18 protein-coding genes are annotated in these 24,202 nt (G+C 76.3%); 10 read left to right on the top strand and 8 right to left on the bottom strand.

What is annotated here, in order from left to right; genetic code table 11:
- Nucleotides 1-24: 24 nt before the first annotated feature.
- Genes pcaC through pcaH form a run of 5 tightly spaced genes read right to left on the bottom strand, consistent with a single transcriptional unit; the run spans nt 25 to nt 3,918 of the window.
- Nucleotides 25-378 carry a 4-carboxymuconolactone decarboxylase gene (gene pcaC / locus F1C76_06715; protein QNG39062.1) on the bottom strand — a complete coding sequence of 118 codons (354 nt, stop codon included), beginning with the start codon at nt 376-378 and terminating at the stop codon, nt 25-27.
- 29 nt (nt 379-407) lie between these two features.
- Nucleotides 408-1,181, bottom strand: coding sequence for a 3-oxoadipate enol-lactonase (gene pcaD / locus F1C76_06720; protein ID QNG36319.1), 774 nt, complete (start codon nt 1,179-1,181; stop codon nt 408-410).
- Between the two features lie 10 nt (nt 1,182-1,191).
- Entirely contained in the window at nt 1,192-2,514 is a 1,323-nt protein-coding gene (gene pcaB, locus F1C76_06725; GenBank protein ID QNG36320.1) for a 3-carboxy-cis,cis-muconate cycloisomerase, read from the bottom strand.
- A gap of 10 nt (nt 2,515-2,524) precedes the next feature.
- A complete protein-coding gene (gene pcaG, locus F1C76_06730) occupies nt 2,525-3,181 on the bottom strand; it encodes a protocatechuate 3,4-dioxygenase subunit alpha (GenBank protein ID QNG36321.1) in 657 nt (218 codons plus the stop codon).
- Entirely contained in the window at nt 3,178-3,918 is a 741-nt protein-coding gene (pcaH, locus tag F1C76_06735; protein QNG36322.1) for a protocatechuate 3,4-dioxygenase subunit beta, read from the bottom strand. The genes pcaG and pcaH overlap by 4 nt, the downstream gene beginning before the upstream one ends.
- A gap of 68 nt (nt 3,919-3,986) precedes the next feature.
- Between pcaH and F1C76_06740 the strand changes: the two genes are divergently transcribed.
- On the top strand, nt 3,987-4,769 hold the full coding sequence (locus F1C76_06740) for an IclR family transcriptional regulator (GenBank protein QNG36323.1): 783 nt from the start codon (nt 3,987-3,989) through the stop codon (nt 4,767-4,769).
- A 187-nt stretch (nt 4,770-4,956) separates the two neighbouring features.
- Complete coding sequence (locus tag F1C76_06745; GenBank protein QNG36324.1) at nt 4,957-6,129, top strand: 4-hydroxybenzoate 3-monooxygenase; 1,173 nt, start codon at nt 4,957-4,959, stop codon at nt 6,127-6,129.
- A 6-nt stretch (nt 6,130-6,135) separates the two neighbouring features.
- Here the strand turns inward: F1C76_06745 and F1C76_06750 are convergent, their stop codons facing one another.
- A complete protein-coding gene (locus F1C76_06750) occupies nt 6,136-6,858 on the bottom strand; it encodes a hypothetical protein (GenBank protein ID QNG36325.1) in 723 nt (240 codons plus the stop codon).
- 150 nt (nt 6,859-7,008) lie between these two features.
- On the opposite strand from F1C76_06750, the gene F1C76_06755 reads away from it, so the two are divergent.
- Complete coding sequence (locus F1C76_06755; GenBank protein ID QNG39063.1) at nt 7,009-7,536, top strand: hypothetical protein; 528 nt, start codon at nt 7,009-7,011, stop codon at nt 7,534-7,536.
- Nucleotides 7,537-7,654: 118 nt separating this feature from the next.
- Nucleotides 7,655-7,867, top strand: coding sequence for a hypothetical protein (locus tag F1C76_06760; protein ID QNG36326.1), 213 nt, complete (start codon nt 7,655-7,657; stop codon nt 7,865-7,867).
- A 114-nt stretch (nt 7,868-7,981) separates the two neighbouring features.
- On the opposite strand, the gene F1C76_06765 is transcribed toward F1C76_06760, so the two are convergent.
- Nucleotides 7,982-9,088 (bottom strand): hypothetical protein, encoded by a 1,107-nt coding sequence (locus F1C76_06765; protein ID QNG36327.1) that lies wholly within the window; start codon nt 9,086-9,088, stop codon nt 7,982-7,984.
- A gap of 62 nt (nt 9,089-9,150) precedes the next feature.
- Between F1C76_06765 and F1C76_06770 the strand changes: the two genes are divergently transcribed.
- The 4 genes from F1C76_06770 to F1C76_06785 are packed head-to-tail and all read left to right on the top strand — an operon-like array spanning nt 9,151 to nt 11,628.
- Nucleotides 9,151-9,774, top strand: coding sequence for a hypothetical protein (locus F1C76_06770; GenBank protein QNG36328.1), 624 nt, complete (start codon nt 9,151-9,153; stop codon nt 9,772-9,774).
- On the top strand, nt 9,771-10,403 hold the full coding sequence (locus F1C76_06775) for a hypothetical protein (GenBank protein QNG36329.1): 633 nt from the start codon (nt 9,771-9,773) through the stop codon (nt 10,401-10,403). The genes F1C76_06770 and F1C76_06775 overlap by 4 nt, the downstream gene beginning before the upstream one ends.
- The gene (locus tag F1C76_06780) at nt 10,400-11,005 is read left to right on the top strand and encodes a hypothetical protein (GenBank protein QNG36330.1); all 606 of its coding nucleotides are present in this window, start codon (nt 10,400-10,402) and stop codon (nt 11,003-11,005) included. The genes F1C76_06775 and F1C76_06780 overlap by 4 nt, the downstream gene beginning before the upstream one ends.
- The gene (locus F1C76_06785) at nt 11,005-11,628 is read left to right on the top strand and encodes a hypothetical protein (protein ID QNG36331.1); all 624 of its coding nucleotides are present in this window, start codon (nt 11,005-11,007) and stop codon (nt 11,626-11,628) included. Before F1C76_06780 ends, F1C76_06785 begins: the two co-directional genes overlap by 1 nt.
- A 9-nt stretch (nt 11,629-11,637) precedes the next feature.
- On the opposite strand, the gene F1C76_06790 is transcribed toward F1C76_06785, so the two are convergent.
- The gene (locus F1C76_06790) at nt 11,638-20,781 is read right to left on the bottom strand and encodes a hypothetical protein (protein QNG36332.1); all 9,144 of its coding nucleotides are present in this window, start codon (nt 20,779-20,781) and stop codon (nt 11,638-11,640) included.
- 90 nt (nt 20,782-20,871) lie between these two features.
- Here F1C76_06790 and F1C76_06795 point away from each other — a divergent pair, with 90 nt between their 5' ends.
- Both F1C76_06795 and F1C76_06800 read left to right on the top strand, forming a co-directional pair.
- Nucleotides 20,872-21,129 (top strand): hypothetical protein, encoded by a 258-nt coding sequence (locus tag F1C76_06795; GenBank protein ID QNG36333.1) that lies wholly within the window; start codon nt 20,872-20,874, stop codon nt 21,127-21,129.
- Between the two features lie 9 nt (nt 21,130-21,138).
- A complete protein-coding gene (locus tag F1C76_06800; GenBank protein ID QNG36334.1) occupies nt 21,139-22,767 on the top strand; it encodes a hypothetical protein in 1,629 nt (542 codons plus the stop codon).
- Nucleotides 22,768-24,202 lie beyond the last annotated feature (1,435 nt).

Genomic DNA, 24,202 nt, shown 5'->3' on the forward strand with positions numbered 1-24,202 from the left:
TCCTGACGAGAAGGGCGTTTCTCGTCAGGGGGTGCGGAGCTCGGCGAGGATGGGCTTGGCGACGGCGAGGGCGTGGTTGGCGGCGGGGACGCCGGCGTAGACCGCGGTGTGCAGGCAGACCTCGGCGATCTCCTCGTCGGTCAGGCCGTTGTGCACCGCGGCCCTCACGTGCAGCGCGAACTCGTCCCAGTGCCGCAGCGAGGCGGTGATCGCCAGGGTGAGCATCGAGCGGGTGCGCCGGTCCAGGCCGGGGCGCTGCCAGAGGTCACCCCAGGCCACCCGGGTGATGAAGTCCTGGAAGTCGGCCGTCAGCGGGGTGACGGCGGCGACGGCGCGGTCGACGTGCGCGTCGCCGAGCACCTCGCGGCGGGTGCGCATGCCGGCCTCGCGGCGCTCCTCGTCGGTGCTCACGCGACACCGCCCAGGTGGTCCAGCAGCGCGTCGGTGACCTGCTGCGGCTGCTCGAGGTTGGCGATGTGCGCAGCCGGGGTGAGCTGCAGCAGCTGTGCCCCGGGGACCGCCTCGGCGATCGCGGTCTGGTGCTCCGGGGGGAGCGCCGGGTCGTCCAGGCCGCTGACCACGAGGGTGGGCGCGGTGATCCGGGCGAGGTCCGCGCGCAGGTCCATGCCCCCGACGGCGGCGCAGCAGCTGGCGTAGCCCTCGTCGGAGATGCCCTCGATGGTGGCCCGCATCTCGGCGACCAGCCCGGGGTTCTCCGCGGCGAAGGCGGGGGTGAACCAGCGCCCGACGACGGTCTCGGCCAGCGCGCCGGTGCCCTGGGTGCGGGCGGTCTGCGCCCGCTCCACCCAGGCGTCGGGGTTGCCGGTGTGCGCCGAGGTGCACAGCAGCGCGAGCCGGTCGACCCGCTCGGGGTTCCGGGCAGCCAGCCGCATCGCCGTCATGCCGCCGATCGACAGCCCGACGACGTGGGCCCGCTGGACCTCCAGCCGGTCGAGCAGGGCGACGAGGTCGTCGGTCAGGTCGTCGATCGTGGAGTCGCCGTCGGGCACCGGGGAGCGGCCGTGGCCCCGGGTGTCGTAGCGGACCACCCGGTAGCGCTCGGTCAGCGCGGGCACCTGCGGGTCCCACATGGCCAGGGTCGCGCCGAGGGAGTTGGACAGCACGACGACGGGTGCGTCGGCCGGGCCCTCCACGAGGGCGTGCACGTCGATCGGGGGCACGGGGTTCCTCTCAGTCCTGCATCGAGACGGTGTGCGCGGCGAGTGCCGCGTCGGTCTGCGCGCCGGCCTCGCCGACGTCGGGGGTGGCGTGGGCGAGCAGGGCGGCGACGTCGACGTCGGTCCGCTCGGCGACGACGTCGGCCAGGGTGCGGCCCTCCCGGGCGGCGGTGCGGACGGCGTCGGCCGCCGCGTCGTGGGCGGGCCCGCGGCCCAGGCTCTCGGTGAGCGCGTCGGCCAGCGCGCCGGCCAGCTGCGCGCCCCCGGCGGCGTCCACCACGGCGGCGGCGCGGGCGGTGTCGACGGTCAACCCGCCCAGGCAGTCCGCCAGCCAGGCCGCAGCCGAGCCCACCGTGGCCAGCAGCGCCGAGAGGGTGGGCCACTCGCTGTGCCAGGCGCCGGCGGAACGTTCGTGCTCCTGCTCCATCGCCCCGAACAGGGTGCCGACCAGGCCGGGGGCACGGCGAGCGCAGGCCCGGGCGGAGATCGCGGCGACCGGGTTGCGCTTGTGCGGCATGGCCGAGGAGCCGCCGCGTCCCTCACCCGACTCGGCCGCCTCGGCGACCTCGGTCTGGGCCAGCAGCACCACGTCCACCGCGACCGTGGCGACGACGCCGGCGGCAGCACCGAGGGCACCGGCCAGGTCGGCGACCGGCAGCCGGGTGGTGAACCAGGGGACGGCGGTGGTCTGCAGCCCGAGCTCCTCGGCCAGCGCCGCGCGGAGGTCGACGCCGGAGCCGCGGCTGGCGGCCAGCGTGCCGACCGCGCCGCCGTACTGTACCGGCAGCGAGGCGTCCACGGCGCGCAGCCGGGCGCGGGCACCGTCGAGGGCGGCGAGCCAGACCGCGGCCTTCAGCCCGATCGTGGTGGGCAGCGCCTGCTGCAGCAGGGTGCGCCCGATGGTGACGTCGTCCCGGTGCTCGCTCGCCAACCGGGCCGCGGCGTCGGCCGCGGCGGCGAGGTCGGTGTCGACGGCGGCGAGGGCCCGGCGGGCGACGAGCACCAGCGCGGTGTCGACGACGTCCTGGCTGGTGGCGCCCACGTGCACGGCCGCGGCGGCGTGTGGGCCGACCGCGTCGGTCAGCGCGCGCACGAGCGGCGGCACCGGGTTGCCGGCGTCCGCGGCGTGCGCGACGACGGTGGCCAGGTCCAGCGAGCCGGGCTGCCCGGCGAGCCGGGTGACCTCGGCGGCGGAGGTCTCGGCGACCAGCCCGACGTGGGCCGCGGCCCGGGCGAGCGCGGCCTCGACGTCCAGCATGGCCTGCAGCCAGGCCTCGTCGGAGACCGCCGCAGCCGCTCCCCCGCGTGCGAACGTGCCGTCCCAGAGTCCCGTCACGCGCCCATCCTCACACCGCGAAGAAGACGGTCTCGCTGTCTCCCTGCAGGTGCACGTCGAGCCGGTAGCCGTCCTCGCTCGGCTGGGCGACCAGGGTGGCCTGCTGGTCGGGGGTCAGACCGGTCAGCACCGGGTCGGTGGCGTTGGCGTCGGCCTCGTCGGCGAAGTAGACGCGGGTGACCACCCGGTCCAGCAGCCCGCGGGCGAAGACCGAGACGTCGACGTGCGGGGCCTGCCAGCCACCCTCGCCGTCGGGCACCGGGCCGGGCTTGAGGGTGCACACGGCGTACTCGCCGTCCCGGGTGTCCGAGCGACCGAAGCCACGGAAGCCCTCCGTGGTGGCCGCGCCCCGGGGATCGTCGGGGTGGGCGAACCGGCCGTCGGGGTCGGCCTGCCAGGTCTCCACCATCGCGTCGGGGACGACGTCGCCGTTGCCGTCGAGCACCCGGCCGCGCAGCCAGACCGCGCCCGGGGTGCCCTCCGCGACGGCGAACGGGCCGTCGGGCCAGGTCAGCCCGATGGCCAGGTAGGGCCCGACGGTGGCGCTGGGGGTGGTGCGCAGGGTGAGCGGCCCGTCGAGGAACCCGGTGCCGCGGCGCGGGGTGCCCGGCCGCCGGTCGTTGGTCTCGTCGGCGTCGCGCACCAGGTCGCTGTCGTGGGTGGTCATGCCACGTCCCCGTCGTCGTCGGTCTCGAAGGGCGTCTGGTCGGTGCCGCGCAGCACGATGTCCCACGCGTAGGCCAGCGCCCAGTCGGGCTGGGTGCGGGACAGGTCGAACGTGGCGATCGCACGGTCGCGGGCGCCCGGCGGGATGGCGTTGAAGATCGGGTCCTGGCCGAACAGCGGGTCGCCCGGGAAGTACATCTGGGTGACCAGCCGCTGGGTGAACGCGGTGCCGAACAGCGAGAAGTGGATGTGCGCCGGGCGCCAGGCGTTGTGGTGGTTGCCCCACGGGTAGGCGCCGGGCTGGACGGTCGTGAACTCGTAGCGGCCGAGGGAGTCGGTGACCACCCGGCCCAGGCCGTCGAAGTGCGGGTCGAGCGGGGCGGGCCAGTTGTCCACCACGTGCCGGTAGCGGCCGGCGGCGTTGGCCTGCCAGATCTCCAGCAGCGCGTGCGGCACCGGACGGCCGCCGCTGTCCAGCACCCGGCCGAACACGATGATCCGCTGCCCCTGGGCCTCACCCCCGGCGCGCAGCGTGAGGTCGGCGTCCCCGGGGGCGACCCGGTCCTCGCCGAGCACCGGGCCGGTGATCTCGGTGAGCCGGTGCGGCAGGTCGACCGGGGTGCGCAACGGAGCGCGCAGGCCGGTGGACCGGTAGCCGGGGAAGGCGACCGGGGTGCGCTGGTCGACGTCCTCGGGCAGGTACCTCGGCAGGACGAACGAGGACGGGGAGCCGGACATGGGCCGCAACGTACGACGTGACCCCGGTCTCTGGCACTCTCGTCCTCCCACTGGGCGGAAGGGACGCGATGGCGGGCGGGGGCACGGCGGGGCGGTCGGTGACCTCCCGCGCACTGGCGGTGCTGGACGCCTTCGACGTCGACCACCCGCGACTCACGCTGAGCGAGGTCGCAGCCCGCAGCGGGACGCCGATGACCACCGCGCACCGGCTCCTGGGCGAGCTCGCGGCCTGGGGGGCGCTGTCCCGTCGTCCGGACGGCCGGTACGAGATCGGCCGCAAGCTGTGGGACCTGGGCCTGCTGGCCCCGGTCCAGGCCGAGCTGCGCCAGGTCGCCAGCCCCTTCCTGCTCGACGTGCACACCGCCACCCGGGACACCGTGCACCTGGCCGTCCGCGACGGGACGACCGCGCTCTACGTGGACCGGGTGTCGGGCCGGGAGTCGGTGCCGGTGGTCAGCCAGGTCGGCAGCCGGCTACCCCTGCACGCGGTCGGGGTGGGCAAGGTGCTGCTCGCCGCAGCACCCGATGACGTCGTGGAGCAGGTGCTGCGGTCGCTCACCCGGGAGACCCGGCACACCCTGGTCGACCCCGGCCGGCTGGCCCGGGAGCTCGCCGAGGTCCGCCGCAGCGGGTCGGCCCGCACCTCGGAGGAGATGAGCCTGGGGGCCGCGTCGGTCGCCGTCCCGGTCAGCGTGGTGCTGCCCGGGGGACGGCCGGTGGTCGCCGCGGCGCTGGGCATCGTCGTCCCCACGCACCGGGCCGAGCGGGACCTGCCGCGGCTGGTGCCGGTCCTGGAGGTCGCCGCCCGCGGCATCGGCCGCGAGCTGGCCCGCACGGCCGAGTTCTCCTGACCCTCCCCCCTCCCTCCCTCCCCTCCCCTCCTCTCGTTGATCATGGGGTTGTCGCCAGAAGACCCGCCCGCACGAGCGTGTCCCCTGGCAACGACCCCGTGATCACGCGAGAAGGGGGCGGCGAGGGCTTCCGGTCAGCGGAAGGGATCCGTCGCCCCGCCGACGTCGTCCGGGTCACACTCCGGGCGTGCGTACTCAGGTGGGGATCATCGGGGCCGGGCCGGCCGGACTGCTGCTGTCGCGGATGCTCGCGGTGCAGGGCATCGACTCGGTCGTGCTGGAGAACCGCAGCCGCGACTACGTCGAGGCGCGGATCCGGGCCGGGATCCTCGAGCAGCACACGGTCACCACGCTGCGCGACGTCGGCATGGGCGCCCGGCTGGACCGCGAGGGCCTGGAGCACGACGGCATCTACCTCCAGTACCCGGGCGTGAAGCAGAAGCTGGACTTCCCCGAGCTGTGCGGGCGCAACGTGTGGATCTACGGGCAGTCCGAGGTGGTCAAGGACCTCATCGCCGCCCAGCTCGACGACGGCCCGCCACTGCTCTTCGAGGTCTCCGACGTCCAGCCGCTCGACGTGGACACCGACACCCCGCGCATCACGTTCACCGACGCCGACGGGGTGGCCCAGGTGCTCGAGTGCGACGCGATCGCCGGCACCGACGGATTCCACGGCGTCTCCCGGCCGATCGTCACCGCGGCCACCGACGGGCAGCTGTGGGAGCGCACCTACCCCTTCGCCTGGCTCGGCATCCTGGCCGACGTCGCCCCCAGCACCGACGACCTGATCTACGCCCGGCACCCCGACGGGTTCGCGATGCACTCGATGCGCTCGCCGTCGGTGTCGCGGCTCTACGTCCAGGTCGACCCCACCGAGAAGATCGAGGACTGGTCCGACGACCGCATCTGGGAGGCCCTCGCCACCCGGATGGCGATGCCCGGCTGGGAGCTGCAGACCGGGCCGGTCACCGAGAAGTCGATCCTGCCGATGCGCTCGTTCGTGTCCTCCCCGATGCGGCACGGCCGGCTGTTCCTGGCCGGGGACGCCGCGCACATCGTGCCGCCGACCGGGGCCAAGGGCCTCAACCTCGCCGTCGCCGACGTGACCCTGCTGGCCCACGCGCTGGTGCGGCTGCTGGCCGAGAAGGAGACCGATCTGGTCGACGCCTACTCCGACAAGGCGCTGGCCCGGGTCTGGCGCTGCACGCACTTCTCCTGGTGGATGACCTCGATGCTGCACACCTCGGGCGACCCCTTCGACGAGGAGCTGCAGCTCTCCCAGCTGCGCCGGGTGTGCGAGTCCGAGGCAGCCCAGCGCGAGCTCGCCGAGATGTACACCGGCCTGCCGGTCGCGCTCTGAGGAGCCTCAGCCACCCGACAGCGCGGTGAGCGCCCGCACGGCGTCGCCGCCGGCGACCAGGGGGACGACGAACCGCGCCGCCCCCACCCCCAGCCCGACCTCCACCACGTCGGCGTAGCGCCGGTGCGGGGTGACCGCGTGCAGCTCGACCGCGGCTGCCGGCAGCACCAGGCGGGACAGCGAGCGGTCCGGGGCCCGCCCGCGCACCACGGGGTCAGCGCGGGACAGCACCTCCAGGGTGCTGTCGTCGAGGTGGACGAGGGTCGCGGGCAGGGTCGCCGGGGACAGCCGGTGCCCCACCCGGGCGAGCACGCCGGTCGGGCGCAGCCGGGTGCGGTGCTGCACGGCGATCAGGCGGCCGCCCGGACGGCCGCCACGGACCTCGCCCAGGAAGGCGACGAGGGCCACGTCGTCGCGCCCCAGGTCACCCCTGCCCAGTGCGACGCCCGGACCGGCCGGGGCCCGACGGGACGGGAGGGTCGCGGTCAGGTGGTCGACGAGCTCACCGACCGTGGCCGCCGCCGACCCGTTGTAGCCGATCCGCACCGACCCGCCGTCCAGGTCGTACACCGCCAGCCGACCGTCGAGCAGGTCCACGGTGTCCCGGACCCCGGCCACCGCCCCGGCGGGGACCCGGCGCACGGTGAACCCGGGCCCCGGGTCGCCCGTGCGGCTCACGACCGTCAGCGCCCCGCCCTCGAGCGCCAGCAGGTGGTCGTACAGGTCCATCCCGGGGACGGCGTCCCGACGCGCGACGTTCCGCGGCACCTTGAACGCCACGGTCGACCGCGCCACGTCCACCCCGGCCGGGCGGAACAGCGGCGGCACGTCCTCCGTCGTCCGCACCGGGAGGATCCAGGGGCCGAAGGCGTCGTACTCCTGGAGCTGGGTGGCGGACACCCGAGGAGTCTCCCCCGACCACGCGTGCGCACCGGCTCCGTCGGGGGCACCCTGACACCCGTGCTCCCGACGCCCACCGAACGCCGCGCCCCCGGGGACCTCCTGCGGCGCACCCTGCTCGCCGGCGGTGCGCTCCTCCTGCTCGCCGGCTGCGGGAGCGGGGACGACGACACGGCCGACCGCCCGGCCCCGGCGACCGAGCTGACCGTCCAGCTGGACGCCGAGGGCAGCGGGGACGTCGTCACCGCCACGCTGACCTGCGACCCGGCCGGTGGTGACGTGGCCGACCCGCGCGCGGCCTGCGACCAGCTCGCCGCGGTGGGGGTGGCCGGGTTCGCACCGGTCGGCAGCGACGTCGTCTGCACCCAGCAGTTCGGCGGGCCGCAGACCGCGACGGTCACCGGCACCCTGGACGGCGAGGACGTCGACGCCACGTTCTCCCGCACCGACGGCTGCGAGATCAGCCGCTGGGACGCACTGAGCGCCGTCCTGCAACCGGCGGGTTGACCACCGGGACAGCTGGGGCGGGTGGGACCAGGTCTGTCACAGTCCCCGCAGTCGCCGGCCGATGTTCGGTGACATCTGCTCACGCGACGGAACGGTCCGCGTACGTACCGTCATGCCCATGATGGAGACGCTCGTGATCGTCGGTGGTGTGCTGGTGGGCCTGCTGGTGCTGCTGGCCCTGATCGTGAGCCTCAGCGCCCGCCCGGCCGCCGGCCGCGGGACGACGACGGCCACCCGCACCCCGGGCTGGGTCGTCGACTCCGGCCAGAAGCACCCGGACGCCTGGGCCCCGCTGTCCACCACCAGCACGTCCATCCGCGCCACCCGCTGACCCACCCCACGCCCCCGCGGCGTCGATCAGCTGGGACGACCACTGTGCGTCCTCCTCCACCGACGCCGGTGGAGGAGGACGCACGTTCGTCGTCGGAGCTGATCGACGCCGGGGTCAGGCGGGGAGGGCGCGGCGGCGGGCGGTCTCGGCCTCCAGGCGGGCCAGGGTGTCGCGGCGGGCGGCCAGCCGGGACTCGATCGCCGTCCGGGAGAAGACCTCCCCCGGCGTCGTCAGCGGCACCGGGCGCCCGGTGCGCCGCCAGGGGGCGACGGCGTCCTTGCCGGGCCGCACCAGCTGGAGCAGCTGCTCGGTCGCCTGCACCGATCCCAGCGCCGCCAGCCAGGTCTGGTGCAGCTGGTCGTCGGCCAGTGCGGTGGGTTCGACGTCGGCGGGCTGTTCGAACCGGTCACCCAGGTGGAGCAGGTCGCCACCGCCGAGACCGGGGCGTGAACCGTCCCGACCCCAGGCCCAGGGCTCGGTGGGCGCGTCCTCGGTGCGCTCGCCGAACACGTGCACGGCCGGTCGCCCGCAGTGCGGGCAGTCGCCCCGCCAGACCCAGCCGCGGGACTCCTCGTCGGCGACGGCGATCGCGGCCCCGACCGGCAGCGGCTGCCCGCAGGAGTGCGGGCGGGCCTCCAGCAGGAACGCCAGCTCCCGCTCACCGCGCACCTGGGGGCCGCTGCGCAGCAGCACCCGGTCGGGCCACTCCCGGGCCGACCGCGTCTGCAGCGGCAGCGCGGGCAGCCACACCACCGCCAGGACGACGAAGGGCACGAGCATCGAGGGCTCCTGCTCGTTGCCCTCGCTGACCACGTACGCGAGCAGGAACACGGCGATGACCACGCAGACGCCGGTGGTCAGCCGGGCCACGAAGAGCCCCTCGCGGTAGCTGCCGAAGTGCAGCGCGCGCTTGACCCCCCGCCAGGCCAGCGCGGACAGCAGGAACAGGGTGCCGCTGAACAGCACCGTCTTCACCAGGGACAGGAACACCCCGTCGTCCCCGGTCCAGGTGTCGACCAGGACGAGGAGCGCCAGGACCAGCAGGACCAGCGGCACCAGCGCCATCAGGGCGACGGCGAGCAGCACCGCCGCCGGTGGACGTCGACGACGCAGGCCGGCCAGCACCTCGCGGGTGGGCGGGCCCTCCCCCACCGGCGGGCGGGCGGCCTGCAGGACCTTGCGGGTCTCCATCAGCGGCGGGGGCTTGCCGGGCTGGGTCACGGCACGACCCTGACACGGCGGCGTGCCGGCCGGGTGCCGTCGGGACGGATAGGGTCGCCGCGATGTCCTCCGCCCCGCCGCCGGACGCGTCCTGGCTGCTCCCCCTCGGCCGTTCCCTGGGGCCCCGGGAGGACGGCGTCACCCACGACGTGCTGGCCGGTCGGGTGGTGCACGCCCTCGACCCGGTCGGCTGGCTGGTCTGGTCGTTGAGCCACGGGCTCCCCGGTGCCGCGGCCCCCTGGACCGTGGCCGACCTCGAGCTGCAGACCACGGCCGCCGGGCTGCCCGACACCCCCGCCGTCCTCGCCGACCTGCTCGACCGGGGCCTGGTCACCGCGGTCGAGCCCGACGACGCCGAGCTGCTCACCCGGGTGCGGGCGACCGTCCAGCTCCCCGCCCTGGGCAACAGCGCCGCAGAGCCCGAGGTGTGGACGCTGGGCACCCCTGAGGTGCCGCTGGTGCACCTGGACCGGGTCACCTTCGACGCGGTGACCAGCGCACACCGGTTCCCCCACCTGGCCGCCGCCGTGGCCTGGGCCGCGGGCGCTGCCGGCCGGGCCGGGCTCCCGGCCGCGGCCGGCAGTGACGCCGCCGTGCTCACCGCCCGTGTCCGGGAGGCCCTCCCGCTGCTGCTGGCCGTCGGCGCGGTCCACCTGGAGCTCGTGACCGTCGGGGCGTCGGCGTGAGCCTGCCGGGCGGCGCCCGCCTGCTGCCGGTCGGCCAGCGGCTGGGTGAGCTGCACACCGGGACGGGCGGGGAGACCCGGGGCCTGCTGGTGCACACCGGCGGGGAGGCCGTGCTGGTGGAGGACGGCGACCCGGCCGACCTCTGGGACGTGGCGCACGGGCTGACCGCCGTGGTCGGCCACGTGGCCTGGGACCGCGGACAGGTCGGCGCGGTGTTCCCCGACCTGGGCCCGGCCGACGTCGACCGGCTGGTCGAGGACCTGCTCGCCCGCCGGCTGCTCGCCGAGGTCGACCCCGACGACGCCGAGGGGTTCCTGGCCGGCCACCGCTGGTACAGCCGGCTCTCCGGCCTGGGGTACCTCGAACGGGACCACGGCTGGGTCTGCGGGATCGGCGTCCCCGGGGCGCCCCCGGTCCGCGAGGTCTCCCCGCGGGTCTACGAGTTCTGGAGCCTGGCCCCCGAGCTGGGCTCGCTGGCCGAGGCGGCGGACTTCCTGGCCGCCGCCGCGGTCGACGACCCGGGCGTGACCGCGGCCGAGACCGACCCCGCCGCGGTGCGGGCCGCCGTCGTCGACTGGTTGCACGACCTGCTCTGCGTGGGTGCCGGCTGGCTGGAGGCCCTCCCGTGAGCGTGCCCGGGCCCGGACTGCTCGCGCTGGGCTGGTGCTACGAGCTGTGGCCCGACGGCGCCTCGGTCGCCGTCGGCCGCCGTCCGATCGACCCCTGGGACGCCGTGACGCACCGCGTCTGGGCGGCCACCCGGGGCGCCCCGGACCACCCGGCCGGTCAGCCGTGGACGCCCGCCGACGTGGCCCGGGTGGCCGGCACGACCGGGCCCGACACGACCGCCGTCCTCGGCGACCTGGTCGCGCAGGGCGCCGTCGTGGGCATCGACCCGGCCGAGCCGCGCCCGGTCGCCCGGACGCTGACCCTGCTGCCGCTGGCCGAGGGCTGGGGCAACAGCGCCGCCGAGCCCACCGTCTACCGCTACGGGCTCGAAGACGTCGAGCTGGCCCGGCTCCCCCGGGTGCTGCACGACGCGCTGTCGCTGGTGCACCGCTGGCCCGACCTGGCCGCCGCCTGCGACGGGCTGGCGGCCATGGCCCGGGACGCCGACGTGCCGATGGACGAGGCCCGGGACGGCGACGCCCTGCTGCGGCTGGTCGTCGGCTGGCTGCCGGTCTGGTGCTCGATCGGACTGGTCTGCGTACAGCCGGCCGGGGAGGTCTGATGGCCGACGTCGACCAGCAGTGGCCCGGGCTGGTCCTGCCCGTCGGGCACCGGCTCGGCGAGCTGCACGACCCCTCCTCCCCCGGGCCCCGGCAGGTCGTGGTCCGGCACGGCTCGACGGCCGAGCTGCTCACCCCCGAGGACTCCCGGGTCTGGGAGCGGGCGCACGCCGGCGGGGAGCCCTCCGGGGCGCGGGCCGTGGCGGTCGCGCGCCGGCTGCTCGGACTCGGCGTCGACCCCGACGAGGCGGTGCCACGGCTGGTGGCGCGCGGGCTGCTGGTGCACGTCGATCCCCGGGACGACGACGCCCCGAGGGTGTCGGCCACCGTGCGGGCCCGCCCGTCGGGCCAGGCCACCGGGGCCGCCCCGGACGGGACGACGGGCTACGGGCTCCCCGGACTCCCCCCGCTGACCCGGCTGACCGGTCGGCACGTCGACGTCTGGTTGGCCGCCGTCCTGGCCACCGACCTGCGGCGCACCGCTGCCGGGGTGCAGGCGCTGTGGGCCGAGGACCTCGACGGCGCACCCGGCCCGGACCTGGAGCGGCGGGTCCTGGTCGACCTGTGGGACGTCGTCGCCCAGATGGTGTCCGCCGGCGCCGGACACCTCGACACCGCCGGCTGAGGTCCTGCCCTACCCCTCCACCGGTTCCGGGGTCAGCCGGCCCAGCAGCTGGGCGACCGGGGTGAGCCGCAGTGCGGCCGTCGCGGCCGCGGTCTCCCCGGCGGGCAGGACGCGGGGTCCACCGGCCGGCTGCACCGTGCCGTCCGGAGTGACGGTGACCGGGTACTCGGCCAGGTCCGGGCGGCCGCCCGGGCCCGGCCGCTCCGCGAGCAGCACCAGGCCGCGCAACCGGTCCGCGGCGCCGTCGGGCAGCAGCCGGTCCAGCGCGCCCGTGACCGCCTGCTGCACCGCGGCGGGCACGCCCCACCAGAAGGCCGCACCGGGCACCTCGGACAGCACCAGCACCGGACGTCGACCCGGACCGGGCTCGATCCACCGCGCCAGCACGGGCAGCGACTGCCCGGTCGGGGAGGTGACGTGCACGACGGTGGCCGTCGTCCGGCCGGTGCCGTCGCGCCGGTCGTCGACCAGCACCCGCTCGTCGGACCCGCCGGGAGACGGGGCGTGGGCCGGGGCGTGGGCCGGAGCAGCACCGGGAGCGGGGGCGGTCGGGGGCGGGCCGTAGGGGAAGGGCGGTGGCGCGGCTCCCGCGGGACCACGGGACGGGCGGGTGGGTCCGGCCGCCGGGGCTCGGTCCGGCGCGGCCGGCAGGAGTTCCCGGACGACGCGCACGACGACCTCGTCCTCCTCCTCCGGCCACCAGCCCGTGGCGTTGGCGATCCTGGCCATCCGGGCCCAGTCGATCCCGGCGTTCGCCGTCCCGGCACCGGTCGCCGGGCCGCCGGGCAGGGCGGCGTCCAGCTCGAGCACCCGGTCCAGCTCGGGGCTGCCGGGGACGTCGCCGGGACCGAGGCCGTCCGCCCGGGCCGCGTGCAGCAGCCGGGAGATCCGCTCGGGGGCCTCCGCGCGGGGTGCCACCGACAGCCCCGTGGCCAGTCGCGACAGCGCGGCGCGGCCCGCGGGCTCGCCGGGCCGCGCGCCGTCCAGGACGGCGCGGGCGACCGCCTCCGTCTGGGTCTGCATCCACTCGACCAACCGGACGACGAGCCCGGCAGGACGCCGGGGCACGGCGTCCTCGGCCTGCTGCTCGGCCTGGACCGCGCGGGCGGTCGAGGCCGCCTCGGCCCGCCGGACGGCGTCCAACAGCCCGTCGCGGGCGGCCCGCGGTCGGCCCAGCTCGACCTCACGCAGTGCCACGGCCCGGGCGGCCTCGTGCACCTTCAGCGCGGCCGCCCGCTGCTCCCGGGTCGCGGCCCGGCTGTTCTCGGCCCAGGACTCCAGGCTGGTCGACACGCCCGCCGACACCGCGGCCCCGAGTGCGGCGACGACCGCCACGGCCCCGACCTGCGGCAGACCGGCCAGCGTCGTCCAGGTGCCCGGGTCCCAGAGCGCACCGGCGTCGGCGGCGAAGCTGGCGTGCCAGGCGACGACCGAGGCCACCGTGCCCAGGACCGGGGCGGCGACCGCGGTGGCCACCGACCGCACCCAGGGCGCGGTGACCGCCGCATCGGGGGTGACCGGACCGGGCGCGGCGGGCACGGTGGGTCGGACCGGCGTGGGGTCGGGCACCACCGGCAGCTCCACCGACGGGTCGGCCGGGCCGACCAGGGCGTCCAGCAGCCGGCGGCGGGCGACCTGCCGCTCGGCGCGGGCCTCCCGCACCCGGTCGACCCCGGCGGCGACGTCCTCGGCCGCGGCGAGGTCCTGCCGGCGGGCACGGGCGACGGCGCGGGCGTCGGCCACCTCGGCGTCGAGCAGCACGCGGGCAGCGGCGGGCAGGTCGGTCTTCGCCCGGGCCCGGGCCGTGGTGGCGCGCTCGACGGTGGAGGCAGCGGCGTGCTGCCGGACCGCGGTGGCCACGGCGGCGCCGACCGGCAGCACCCCGAGGGCGACCAGCGCTAGCGGTCCTACCCCCACGCCCAGCAGCACCCCGGGCAGGGCGGTGAGCGCACCGGGCACCGCGGCCCCCCAGGCGGCCGAGGCCAGGTGGCTGCGCAGCCGGGGTACGGCGGTGGGGAGCGTGTCCAGCTGCGCGACGACGGGCTGCAGCGTGGGGTCCAGCAGGAGCCGGCGGTGCGGCCAGCCCAGGGCGTCGGGGTCGGACCCGGTCCCGGTGGGGTCGCTGAGCATCCCGGCGGCCTCGGCCGCGGCCCGCAGTCGGGTCTGCAGCGCCGGGTCCGGGTCGTCGCGTCCGGCGTCCAGCACGGCCTGCGCGGCGGTGGCGACGTCGGCCAGCCGGGCCCGGTCGGCCGACCCCAGGGACGCCGCGTCCAGCGGGCCGCGGACCCCACCGGGTGCCAGCACCGGACCCGACGGTGCCTGGCCGGCGGTGCCGTCAGCGGGCGGGTCCCCGGTGACCGGCGGTCCGGTCAGCGGGCCGCGGACGGCTGCCAGCAGCCGTTCGGTGGCCTCGCGCGCCTCGACCTCGACCTGGAGCTCTGCGGCCGCACGGGCCTGCGCGGTGGCCGCACCCCGGGCCTGCTCCACGGCCTTGCGGGTCTGCTCGAGCTCGGCCTTCCGGTCGGCGAACGAGCGTTGCGCGTGCGCCACCAGCCCGGCCGCGGCCGTCGAGGCGAGCGCACCCCAGGCCAGCGCCGGGGACAGCGGCAGCGCAACCAGGGCGAGGACCCCCACCCCGACCAGCGCGGTGGCCGGACCGGTCAGGCTCCGGGCGAGCCACGCGCCGAACCGCGGCACCGACGGCCGGACGTCGGGCGGGCCGGACGGCGTCGTGGCCACCACGTCCCCCGACCCGGTGGGGGCGGGGGCGGCGGGGGTGGTCGCCGGCGGCAGGACGCGACCCGGCCTCGCCCGGTCCGACCGGTCCACCCCGGCGGAGGCCAGCTCCGTCCGGAAGGCCTCGACCTCACCGGCCAGCCGGGCGGTGGCGGCGTCGAGGACCCCGCGGACCGCCGGGGACGGACCGCGCCGGGCGTCGTCGTGCACCGCCATCCGGGCGCTGAGCCGTGCGTGCGCCCGGTCGGCGAGGCCGAGCGCCGTCGAGGCCGCGACCCCGACCGCGGCGGAGGCCACCGCCGTCCCCAGCCTGGCCCAGTCCCCGCTGAGGGCGCCGACGAGCACCCCGGGCACCTGGGCGAGGACCGCGGGCAGGCCCCCGCCCACGAGCACCCGGACCGTCGTCGCCAGCCGGCCGGCCACGGCCTCGGGCACCGCGGAGGTGCCCAGCAGCTCGTTGAGGGTGCGCGCGTCGGCCTCGACGTCGGCCGGCAGCGCGGCCAACCGGAGCTCGACGTCCGGGCTGCCGCCGACGACCTGCCCGGTGGCGGTGTCCGCAGCGCCCTGGACGAGGCCGAGCTCGGTCAACAGCTCGGTCGCCGGTCCGCGGGCGCGCAGCCTGGTCGGGCCGGTGCCCTCGACCATCCGGCGGCGCAGGTCGGCGAGCCGCTCGGCCTGCTCGGGGGAGACGACGCGTCCGGCCGTCAGCCCTGGTCGGCCACCATCTCCTGGTAGACCCCCGCCGCCGTGTCGTGGCCGTTGGACAGGACCGGCCGGACCGTCCCCCGGCGCACCAGGTAGGCCGAGTCGCCCCGCTGGCGGGGCGCCGGCGCCGTCCACCACGCGTCCCGGAACGGCCGGACGTCCCAGCTGCTCGGGTCCTGCTCCGTCGGGTCGACCTCCAGCCACCGCAGCACCGTCTCCAGTGCCTCCTGCGGTGTCCCCGGGGGTGTCGGTCCCGGTGTCTCGTGCTCGCTCAAGCGCTGCTCCCGTCCACGTGCCGCCCGGCTCCCGGACGGCTGCCTCGATCTGCCACACCTGCCGCTGGTAGCCCGGGGGCCACCCGGACGTCTCGCCGGTCTGCCCGTCCACCCACTGCACGCCGTCCTCGATGACGACGGCGTTGAACCAGTGCCCGCCGTCGGGCCCGAGGTCGGCGTCGTGCCAGTCGACCCCGACGACGGCGACCGTGCCCACCGGCCGCCCGACGAGGTCGGTCTCCAGCGCCGTCCAGGCGTCGGCGGTGAACTGCACGTGGTCGGCGTCGGGTGCCGCGGTGAGGGTCTGCGTCGGCTGGCTCCCCGTCCAGGACCACATCTCCTGGCTCTCGCCCGGGCGCAGGGCGCCGTCCCCCAGTGCGGGTCGGACGTCGATGCCCTGCGCGATGTCGGCCACCGCGCGGGAGCACTCACCGCAGTTGTTCGCCCACGGCTGGGCCTGCGCCGAGCGCGGGTCCAGGGCCCGCAGCACCGGGTTGACCGCCGGCACCCAGACCGCCAGGTCGGCCAGCGGGTCGGTGGGCACCACCCGGGCCAGGGCGGCCGCGACGTCGTCCCCGGGTGACAGGTAGCGGCCGGGCTCGACGACCGAGCGCGGGACGCCGGTCTCCACGTCTCCGGGCCGGAAGACCTGCCCTGTGGCAGCAGGACCCGGACCGGGTCGGGGGCTCAGCCCGTCGGCTGGGTCCGCTCCTGCCGGAGGTCGGTCACCTGGGAGGCCGGGACGGTCAGGTTGACGACCCCCCGGTCCACCATCACTGCTCCCAGCGACTCCGCCTCGGCCTGACCCATCCCCGGACAGGCCAGCACGACGTCCTCCGCCGTCCTGGCCAGGACCGGCAGCCGGCGGCCCTGCCAGGTCGCCCAGGTCCGCAGGGTCCAGACCTCGACCTCCGAGCTCGGGACCTCCCTCTCGAACCCCCGGCCCAGCCTGCGGGACACGAAGCCGTCCTCCTGGTCGGTCGACAGCAGCACCGCCGTCCCGCGGGGCCGGACCGAGCCCACGTAGGTCTTCCCCCGCCAGGTCAGGTACGTCCCGTCCTCCAGAGGTGCGGTCGGATCCAGCACGGTGCTCTCCTTCGGACGGCGCAGTGCTGCTCCGGTCAGGGCTGCGCTGCCCAGGTCGATCGCCTGCTGCTCGTCTTGGGTCGGTCCCGCTCGGTCCACCGTCGAGGGTCTCCGTCCCGCCGACCCGTTCCCCGGGCACGGCATCGCCGTCTAGTGCTCCACGACCCCCCGGTCCGGCCAGGTCCCCGTCTCGCGCTGCCGCTTCAGCACGGCCCGGACCAGCGTCGGCATGAGCGGTTCCTCCCCGCCCACCGTCGGCCACTGCGTCGGCGCCCTCGGATCGAGCACCACCCGTCTCGACAGGGCCCCCGGGTCGTCGCCCCACCGGTACTCGACCGTCTCCGGGGTCTCGCTCGCCTTGCGGTACACCAGGTACACCGCCATCCGTGCCCTCCAGACCTTCGATCGTCTCGTCGGCGCGGGTGGGCTCACCCGGCAGCCACTGCCCGTCCACCACGCGGTTCGCGGCCTCGTGGGCCTCGCGGTGGGTCGCCTCCGGGTTCCCCGCCCGGTGGCCGGACTCGGCGACCTGGTGCTCCACCAGGGCGACGTCGACCGCGGTGTGCGTGCCGCGGACGACCCGGGTGAACGCCTCGGCCACGTCCGGGTCCGGGTCGAACCGGGCCCGGCGCGTGGGTCGGCCCGTGTCCGGGTCGGTCAGCAGGTGCTCGTCGACGACGACGTGCTGCAGCGCCCGGCGGACGTCCTCCGCACCGAACCCGGTGGAGCCGTCGGCGCGGGGAGCGTCGACCAGGTTGACCGCCATCGTCGCGGCGGCGGCGGGGTCGCCGACCAGCGCGTCGTAGACCCGCTGTGCCCACTCCCCCTGCACGTCGGGGTCCAGCACGTCCCGCGGCCGGACCGCGCCCCCGCTCTCCAGGGGGGAGTCGTCCCGGGTCAGCTCGGCGGGAGGTCCACCAACGTCGAGCCCGCGGTCACCGCTGCCGCGTCCTCCGGGTGCAGCAGGAGCCCCAGCAGCTCGCCGTCCGCCGTCGTCCGCGAGTGGATCTCCCGGGACCGGACGCGCACCCGCTGGCCCGTCCCCTCGACCTGCAGGGTCGACGCGGTGAAGGGGATCTCCCCCTCCTCCAGCCAGCCCAGCGCCGCCGGGCCCGACCCGGTCAGCTCGTACGTCCTCTGCACCCGGTACCGCACGCCCATGTCCACCCTCCTCGTACGTCTGCCACGCGCCGTCCTCGACGCCGCGCGCCTCGGCCTCCAGGTCGCCGGTGGCGGAGTCCACCACACGTCCGTCCAGGAACTGGTCGACGTGGACGTCCTCGTGCGCCAGCGTGCGGACCAGCGTCTCCCGGTCGGCGAACGCCGCCGGTGCCAGCACGATCTGCGGCCGGCCGTCGGCACCGAGGTTGGTCGACCCGAACGACTGCTGGCCGTCGTAGTAGGCGACGTCGTCGGGGCTGGTGCCGATGAGCACCTCGGCCCTGCCGAGGTCGATGCCGAGCACCGCCGCCACCTCGGCCACGCTGTCCAGGGAGATCGGGACCCGAGCACCACCGTCCAGCGCCTGGGCGCTGGACATCATCTCCTCCGAGCCGCTGCTGGACAGCTCGCTCGGGGGGACGTCCCCATCGCTCAGGAGCTGCTGCGCACCTGCTCCAGGTCGGTCACCTCCGACTCCGGGACGACCACCTCCCAGGCCATCGCGTCCGTCCTGGTCAACCCCAGGTCCCGGGCCCGCGTCTCGTCCCCGTCCCAGGCCAGCGGGAGTTGTCCCGGCGGGTCGCTGCGCGACACCACCCAGAACGTCTCCCCCTGCCACCGGCACCGGGACGTCAGCTCGAACGCCCGGACCTCGCTGGCCGGCACCCGCCGGCGCCAGCCCCTCACCCGGCCCGGGGTGAACTCCGGGTCCTCCTGGGTCTCGGCGAACACCACGTACGTCCCCGGCTCGCTGGTCACCGACCCCCGGTACGTCCGTCCCCGCCACTCCACGTAGGACCCGTCCGGCATCGTCGCGTGTTGCTCCACCGGCCTCACCCCTCTCCTGCGCGGTCACCTGCCGCTCGACGGTCGTGCCAGGCGGGAGGTGGTCGGCCACCGCGTCAGGTGAGGACGGCGGCCGCTGCACCGGGTCCATCCCCGTCGTCGGTGCGTCCTCGACCGGGAGGGCGTGCGGGATCAGTCCGTCAGCTCGGTCCGCTCCTGCCGGAGGTCGGTCACCTCCGTCGGTGCTGCCGTCCCCACGTAGACCCCCGGCGCGGCCTTCGTCAGCCCCAGGGTCCGTGCCTCCGTCTCGTCCCGGCCCAGGTACCCCAGCCGGAGGGCCCCCGACGGGGTCCGTCCCTCCACCCGGAACGGTGCTCCCCTCCACCGGCAGTACGTCGCCAGGCGGTACGGCTGCGCCTGGGTCCTGGGCAGCACCCGGGCCCACCGGCCGGTCAGCGTCGTCGTGAACTCCGGGTCCACCTGGACGTCGGCGAACACCTTCACCGAGCCCGGGGGGCGGCCCGTCGTCGCGGCCTCCCAGGTCCGACCCTGCCAGTCCACGTAGAGGCCGTCTGGACGGATCGGTTCCTCCGGGTGCGGGGTCTCGGGCATCGGTGTCCTCCGTCGTCGTCGCTGCGGTGCTGGTCTGCTGGGCCTGCGCGCCCTCCACGGTGGGGAACCAGACGCCGTCCTCGAAGACGGCCAGCAGGGTCTCCCGGCCCTGGGGGTCCACCCCGTAGATCTCGGCGCCGTCGGGGAGGGGGGAGAAGTCGTCGGCCAGGAACTCGGGCACCCGGACGTCGGGGCTGGAGGTGAGGCCGTTGCCGGTGAACGGCGGGTCCCAGTTGTCCTGGCCCCCGAGCTCCGTGGAGTAGGGCGTGTGCAGCGCCGACGCCGACTCCACCGGGAAGCGCAGCACGGGGGTGAAGGAGTCCTGCGGCGTGTAGGGCGGGCGTCCGTTGCGCTCCACGTAGCCGGGATCGTCGTACAGCAGCGCCAGTCCGTCGATGACCTGCGCCGGTGTCGTCAGGTCCTGCACGTCGGACGCGCGGGTGGTGAAGCCCTTCGTGCCGGCGGGGTCGAACAGGACGACGTCCCCGACGACGACCGGGGTGTTGGACAGGTAGTTGCGCAGGTGCTCGCCGGTGAGCGCGCGCTGCGCGAGGTCGCCGTCGGCCAGCACGACGGCGTCCCGGACGGTGCGCAGCACGGTCCGCTGGTCGGCGTCGAGGTCGGCCAGCGGGGTGGTGCGCAGGGCGTCGTAGGCCTCGGGGGTGACCCCGGGCGGGAGGTGTGCGGCCAGGTCGGCGTCGAAGGACGGCGGCAGGTCGAGCTGCGCCCGGGACCAGGAGGGCGTCACCTGCACCCCGTTGGCCAGCAGCACCTGACCGTCGTCGTCGAGGTTGCGAGGCGGGAGCGGTCCGGACGGGCCGTCGGAGGGCGACTGGTCGGTCGGGGTGCCGTCGCTGGGCGGCCCGTCGCCGGGCGGCGGGGTCAGCTCTGGATCAGGCCCCGCTGCGGCCAGGCGCCCTCCCGACTGGCGGCCACCGCCGCCCGACCGATCACCTTCCCCGTCAGTGCCTGGCTGATCCCCTCCGGGAGCACCGTCTGCGACGGGTCCGCCTTGAGGATCGTCACCCGGTGCCCGGTCGGGTCCTCCGCCCCGCCGAAGAGGTACTCCACCTCCGTCTCGGTCTCGGCTGTCTTCGTGAACTCCAGGTAGATCGCCACGGGACCCTCCGTCGGGGATGCGCTGTCTCGTCTCGGGACGCGGAGCCGGGATGTCGGACTCCCAGTCCGCCACCTCGTTGGCTGCCGCGTGCGCCTCGCGGTAGGGCGCACCCGGGTTCTGCTCGTAGTGCTGGAGCTCGGCCAGCTCGTGCTCGAGGAGCGTGCGGTCCTGCGGCAGGTGCGCCCCGGGCTGCTGCATCCGGAACCACGCCTCGGCGATGTCGGCGTCGGCGTCGTACCGCCGCATCGACGTGCCGTCGCCCTCAGGACCGTCCAGCGGGTGCTGGTCGAGGAACAGGTGCTGGTGGACCGCGGCGAGCTCCGCGGCGCTGAACCCGGTCGACCCGTCGGCGCGTGGCGCGTCGGCGAGGGCCGCCGCCATCCGGTCGACCGCGCCCGGGTCGGCGCGGATCTGGTCGTAGGCGAGCCCGGCCCACACCTCCTGCCCGGCGTAGTCGGTGGCGCGCGGCCGGACGGCGCCACCGCTCTGGGCCTGGGCGTCCGCCCCGGGCTGGTCGGTCGACGCGTCGGTGGTGCCCGCAGCCGCGGCGTTCCTCGCGCGCAGGGCCTGCAGCAGCTGGTCGGAGGTGACGGGGCTGCCGTCGGGGTTGGTCGCCCCCGCCGCGGCGGCGTTCGCCGCGAGCGTGGACACGACGGAGTCGCGGGTGTCCACGGCCTGCTGCAGCCGCTGCTGGGTCTCCGCGTCGGCCCGGCTCCCCGCGTCCTGGTCGGTGTCGGTGCCGGTGCCGGTGTCGGTCGGGCCGTGTCGGTGGCCGTGTCGGTGGCCGTGTCGGTGGCCGTGTCGGTGGCCGTGTCGGTGGCCGTGTCGGTGGCCGTGTCGGTGGCCGTGTCGGTGGCCGTGTCGGTGGCCGTGTCGGTGGCCGTGTCGGTGGCCGTGTCGGTGGCCGTGTCGGTGCCGGTGGCCGTGGCGGCCGGGCCGTCGGTGGCTGTCGTGGTGTCCGTCGAGGTCGAGGCGGTGGACTCGGCCGACCTGGGGGACGCGGTCGCGGAGGACTGCTGACCGGCCGTCGTGGACGTCGTGGTCGGGGCCGGGGCCGGGCTCGTGGTCGACGTGCTGGTGGCTGCGGGGGCAGGGGCAGGTGTCGTGGCTGCCGGGGCGGCCGTGTCGGTGCCCGTCGAGGTGTCCGTCCCCGTCGAGGTGTCCGTCCCCGTCGAGGTGTCCGTCCCCGTCGAGGTGTCGGTCGCCGCGTCCGTGCCCCCCGACGGGTCCGAGGTCGCCGGGGCGCCGGTCGGGTCCGCGGTGGTGGAGGTGTCCGATGCCGCCGGGGACGCCGTCGTCGACGTCTCCGCGGGGGACGCGGGGGTCTTGTCGGTGGTGCTGGAGGCAGGCGGCCCGGACTCCGTCGGGCTCTGCGCCGCCGGGGACGTCGACGTCTCCGCCGGGGCCGAGGCCGTCGTCTCGGTCGTGCCCCCGCTGTCGGTGGTCGCCGGGGAGGACTCGGTGGTCGACGAGCTGCCCGGACCGCTGCTCGTCGAGCTGTCGCTGCCGCCGGACGTGCCGGAGTCGGTGCCCCCGCCCGAGGACGACGGGGACGAGTTGGCGGACGACGAGCCCTGGCTGCCACCACCCTGGCTCCCGGACCCCTGGGCCCCACCGCTCGCCGGGGCGCCACCGGACGGAGCCCCACCGGAGGGCGCCCCCCCGGAGGGAGCCCCACCGGACGGTGCGGCGGCCACGGACGTCCCGCCCGCAGCGGCCGGCGCCCCCGAACCGCTCGCGCCGCCGGCGCCCGAGGTCGCACCTCCGCCCCCGGCCCCCGCCGCCGCTGCGGACCCGGAGCCGGAGGTCGCCGAACCCGAGCCCGTGGCCGACCCGCTGCCCCCCTGGGCTCCCCCGCCCCCGGGAGCCTGCGCGCCCTGTCCCCCGGACACCGGGGCCGAGGTGCCCTGGCCGGCCGAGCCCGCGCTCGTCCCCGGAGCACCCCCGCTCCCGCCGGTGGTCGCACCGGCCCCGCCGAGCTGGCTCTGCGCGGCGTCGCCCCGCGCCACGGCTGCTGCTGCGTTGTTCGCGGCGGCGTCGGCCATGGTGTTCACCGGGTGCCGCACCGCCTGCGCGACCTCGACGCTGGTCGGGCTGATCGTCCCGGCGCGGCCGGCACCGCCCAGCGCGGCGGCCAGCACGTCACCCCCCGTCGGTAGGGCCCACTGCCCGTTGACCACGCCGTTGGTGAGGGTGTTGGCCAGCGGTGAGGTGATCGCGTTGTTCGCCGCGGCGTTGGCGGCGTTGCCCGGCCAGCGGCGGACGGCGTTGCCCACGCCGGGCAGGTTGCCGGTGGCGTCGCGGCCCACCCGGTTCAGCGGCAGGTTGCGGGTGGCCCGGCTGAGCGCCGGCGCGACCGCACCGGCACCGATCAGCGCGCCGGCGGCACCCCCGGCGGCCGCGGTGAGCGTGTTGTTCCAGTTCCAGCTGTCCCGGGTGCCCTGGGCGATCTGGATGCCCTGGCTGATCGAGTCGATGAGGACCTCCTCGCCGACCTCCTCGATCACCTCCCGACCCATCCGGTTGGCCAGGTTGCGGGCCATGCTCTGCGCCGCGCGCTCGCCGACCTCCTGGGCCGCCTCCCGGGCGACGGCCCGGGTCAGGGCCTTGGTCGCGAACTTCTTGGCGACCGCGGCGATGATCTTCTGGATGATCTGACCGATCGCGGTGCGCGCGGTCGCCGCGATCGGACCGAGGGCACCGAGCGAGGCCCCACCGCTGAAGAACGCGGCCACGACGGCGATGAACGCCGCGATCACCGCCACCCAGAAGGCGACGTTGATCGAGATCTTCCCGAACTGGGTCTCCCGGGCGAAGTTGTCGGTCTGCATCGCCATGGACTGGGCGTTCTGCATCAACGCGACCAGACCGGCCTCCGGGGACGCGATCAGCTGCGAGCTGAGGTCCTCGAAGGTGGTCGCAGCCGGCGCGTCCCACCCGGCCTTGAGCTGGCTGCTGGCGTCGCTGAGGTCGGAGGCAGCGGTGGAGAGCTCCTCGACGAGGTCGGACCAGGCGGCGCTGATGTCCCAGACGGCGCTCTCGCTGCCCTCGGGCCAGCTCTGGCCCGCCACGATCATGGAGACGAGGTCGACGAACCAGTCGGGCTGGTCGCCGATCTCCCACGCGGGGCTGACGTCGCCGGAGCTCACGTCACCCCCGTCTCGTCGTGGTGCTCAGTCGTCGGCGGGCAGTCTGGCAGGACGGTGCGCCCGGAGCGGTCGGACCTGCCGACCGCTCCGTCATCAGGAGGAGGAGCCGCGCAACGCGTCGCGGATCGAGACCCGCGGGGTCTCGTCGTCCTGCTGGTCGGTCGGCAGGTCGGTCAGCTCCGTGTGCACGGCCGCCGACTGCGGTCCGGGCGCTGCGCCGCCGCCCTGCTGACCGCCGCCGCCGGCACCGCCGCCACCGCCGCCACCCATCGGGGCACCGGAGGACTGCTGACCGGCCTGACTCGACGCGCCCGGGTCGGCCCCGGCGGGGGACTGCAGCGGCTGGACCGCCTCGAGCGGCGTCGCGCGCTCCAGGGGCGCGGACGCCTCGGCGGGCGTCGACGCGGCCTGCGCCTGTCCCACCACCTCGGCAGGTGCGTCCACCGGTGCGGACGACGCCTCCACCGACGGAGCCGAGGAGCCGGCCGTGCCCAGGGCGACCGCCTGGTCGCCACCGCCACCGCCGCCACCGCCGCCGCCCGCGCTGGACGTCGCTGCGTCCGACGTCAGTGCGACGGCCTGGTCCCCACCTCCACCGCCGCCGCCGGTCGACGGCGCAGGGTCCGACGTCAGCGCGACCACCTGGTCACCACCGATGGACCCCGCCCCGGACGTCACCGTCGGTGCACCCCCCTGGTCCCCACCGTGTCCGCCCTGCCCGGTGCCCGGGCCGCCGTCGGTCGACAGCGCCACGACCTGGTCGCCACCCTGCCCGCCGCCGTGCCCGTCGGACCCGACCTGCCCACCCGAGCCGTCGACCGCTGCGAAGGCCGACGTGACCCCCGTGCCGTGGCCACCGCCGTGTCCCGGCCCGCCGTCGGTCGACAGCGCCACGACCTGGTCGCCGCCGTGCCCGTCGGGTCCACCGTGCCCGCCCTGACCGC

Source organism: Geodermatophilaceae bacterium NBWT11, from assembly GCA_014218215.1.
Lineage (GTDB): Bacteria > Actinomycetota > Actinomycetes > Mycobacteriales > Geodermatophilaceae > Klenkia.